Source organism: Gordonibacter pamelaeae 7-10-1-b, assembly GCF_000210055.1.
Taxonomy (GTDB): domain Bacteria; phylum Actinomycetota; class Coriobacteriia; order Coriobacteriales; family Eggerthellaceae; genus Gordonibacter; species Gordonibacter pamelaeae.
In genome coordinates this window covers 2,070,143-2,072,708 of record NC_021021.1, presented here as the reverse complement: position 1 = coordinate 2,072,708, position 2,566 = coordinate 2,070,143, and the positions used below count along the sequence as shown (strand labels likewise).

Sequence of the window (2,566 nt, the reverse complement as noted above, 5' to 3'; positions counted from 1 at the left end):
GCCACGATGCGGTCGCCGGAGATGGCGACGGCGGCGGGCCTCGTCGCGGCGTCGGTCCCGGTGAACACGTTCTCGCTTTCGATGATCAGGTCGATGTGCATGGGATGCTCCTTGTCTCGCAGCGCCGTATGCCGTATCGCGCCCCGTCGGCTACGGCAGCTCGAAGCGGTACTCGTCGCCGCAGATCGTCTGCTTCAGCTTGCCTTCGCAAACCAGGTACACCAAGTGCGCCATCGTCTCGCCCATCGAGAAGAACTTCTGGTCGAGCGGCCAGGAGCGCCAGTTGTCGTAGCGCCACTTCGCGTGCGACGAGATGGATACGACGTCCCCGTGCCCCTCGGCCACCAGGTCGTATATCTCCTGAAGGCGTTCCTCGTGGTGGCTGATGAGGTGCAGGGCGCGCCCGCGCAGATCGCCGAACACGGCGCCGTGGCCCGGCAGCACCCGCTCGACGTCCAGGTTGCTTACCTTCCCCAAGCTCGCCAGGAACTCCTCCAGGGCGTTGTAGGCCGGGAACCACGAGGCTATCGAGGGCGTGATGCGCTCGAGCACGTGATCGCCTGCCAACAGTATCCTGCGCGACGGCTCGTAGAGGCAGAGGTGCCACGGGTCGTGCCCGGGCGTCTCCAGCACCTCGAACGCATAGGGCCCCGCACGGAGCACGTCGCCCTCGTGCAGGAACGTCACGGCCGGCTGGTTCTTCAGAGGCAGCAGCTCGGCCGATACGTGCAGCGTAGGCTTGCCCTTTCCGAAGCCCAAGCCGCTCTGGTGCGGCGTGGCCGCCTTCAGCAGCAGGGGGCCGAACACGCGGGCCTCCATGTCCTGCAGGTTCTCCACCTCTTGGAACGAGTGGAGGTTCGCGAAGACCGGCATGCCGTCGCGGTAGATGCGGTCGAGGTTTCCCGTGTGGTCGGGATGCGAATGGGTCAGCACGATCTCCACGCCGTCCCAGGTGCGCCCCAGGGCGGCGAGCGCCTGGCCGAGCGCCTCCTCGCAGGCGGGGTGGTTGAAGCCCACATCGACGATGGTCGTGCGGTCCTTCGACAAGATCAGGTAGGAGTTGAGCGCGCGCAGGGGGTTGTGCGGCAGCGGCACGCGCACCAGGTACAGGTTCGGCAGCAGCTCTACCGGCATGCCGAAGGGCGCTGCCAGGCAGGCATCGGCCGGGTCTGGCACGGCCATGCTCGATGGGGTTGCCGTGCCCGTGTTCGCTCGATCCATGCGGCCTCCCTTTCCTCGGGGCGAAATAGCAAAAAGGCCGGGGCTGATGCCCCGGCCTGCAAGTTGCTTGGTAGCTCCGACCGGATTCGAACCGGCGACCTCCGCCTTGAGAGGGCGGCGTCCTAAACCGCTAGACGACGGAGCCACATAGTGCGCTGTGCAGTATACCGCAAAAATGGCTGGGGTGGAAGGAGTCGAACCCTCACATACGGTACCAGAAACCGCTGTCCTGCCATTAGACGACACCCCATCGGCTAACCGATGTGCTTCCGTTGCTTGTTGCAACAGTCGCAAGCGCGAGTGCATATATTACGGGGAGCCATGGACTTCGTCAAGGCCCCAGCCCAACTTTTTTTGAAAATTTCGAACTTGCCCGCCAGCGGGCCGGGAGGCGCGCTCGTTGCCGGGCTGCGACAGGGCGCTTGCGGGCGCTCCGCGCTTCCGTGCGGCGCTCCGTCAGTCCAAGCCGTCCGAGAACCCGATGCTCACGTGCATGGCATCGCAGAACGGCTTGTTGCGCGACGCCCCGCAGCGGCAGAGCGCATAGCGGTTGCGCAGCTCGTAGGTGCTGCCGTCGGAGCTGATCAGGGGGATTCCCCCGCGCACGTACAGCGGGCCGCTCACGCCCTCCTCGGGGTCCTCCAGAAGCGAGATCGCGGGATCCAGCTCGGGCTCGTAGGGGGTGCCGTCGGCGGTGTCGTAGTGCACGAGCCGCCCGGCGGGGCAGTCCGACGAGGCCTTTATCGCCTCTTCCTTCAAGCGCTCGTCGCCCGAGAGCTCGGTGAGCGTCCACACGTCGCCGTCCTCGCGGTGGCAGAAGCGCGCGAAGGCGCAGCGGTTGTCGTCGAGCAGGTACGCGCCTGGGCCGGGGTAGACGTCGGCGCGCTCCTCGAAGGGCTCGCGGCTGGCCGTCTCGGTGCCGTCGAAGCCGGCCGTGACGTGCGAGCCGTCGCAGAACGGCGGCGTCTTCGTGCGCCCGCAGCGGCAGAGCGCATAGGTTTGCGTGGCGGGGAACGTGCGGCGCACGCGGTACTCGCGATGGCCGCCCACCGGCGTGATGACCTCCTCGAGCAGCGGCACGGAGCCGTTGACCACGTACGGGCCGTTCTCCACGATGGTGATGCTCATGGGGGTGGGCGTCTCGCCCTGGGTCTGGGGCGCGTCCCCCGGCTGGGCTTGCCGGGTCGTCTCGCGCTCGGTGCGCTCCTGCGTCATCGTTGCCATGGCGCCTCGCTTCCTATCGGGGTCTCGGTATCCCGTCAGTATAGGAGCGCCCGCTGCGGCCCCGGCTCCGTCCGGCGGCGCCGTTGCAGGCAGGTGGGCCAACCGTTAGGCGCCTGCCACG

General features: G+C 67.4%; 2 protein-coding genes and 2 tRNA genes. All 4 read right to left on the bottom strand.

Annotation, left to right across the window (positions count from 1 at the left end; all coding sequences use genetic code 11):
- Nucleotides 1-150 precede the first annotated feature (150 nt).
- Entirely contained in the window at nucleotides 151-1,221 is a 1,071-nt protein-coding gene (locus tag GPA_RS09555; RefSeq protein WP_227156080.1) for an MBL fold metallo-hydrolase, read from the bottom strand.
- A gap of 68 nt (nucleotides 1,222-1,289) precedes the next feature.
- Nucleotides 1,290-1,366: transfer RNA gene (locus GPA_RS09550), tRNA-Glu, on the bottom strand.
- Nucleotides 1,367-1,397: 31 nt separating this feature from the next.
- Nucleotides 1,398-1,471 (bottom strand) — tRNA-Gln (locus GPA_RS09545).
- A 206-nt stretch (nucleotides 1,472-1,677) separates the two neighbouring features.
- Nucleotides 1,678-2,445 carry a CDGSH iron-sulfur domain-containing protein gene (locus tag GPA_RS09540; RefSeq protein ID WP_015539738.1) on the bottom strand — a complete coding sequence of 256 codons (768 nt, stop codon included), beginning with the start codon at nucleotides 2,443-2,445 and terminating at the stop codon, nucleotides 1,678-1,680.
- Nucleotides 2,446-2,566 lie beyond the last annotated feature (121 nt).

Excerpts from the sequence above, each read along its gene's own strand:
- GPA_RS09555 (WP_227156080.1), bottom strand. The coding sequence starts at position 1,221 with ATGGATCGAGCGAACACGGGCACGGCAACCCCATCGAGCATGGCCGTG.
- GPA_RS09540 (WP_015539738.1), bottom strand. The coding sequence starts at position 2,445 with ATGGCAACGATGACGCAGGAGCGCACCGAGCGCGAGACGACCCGGCAA.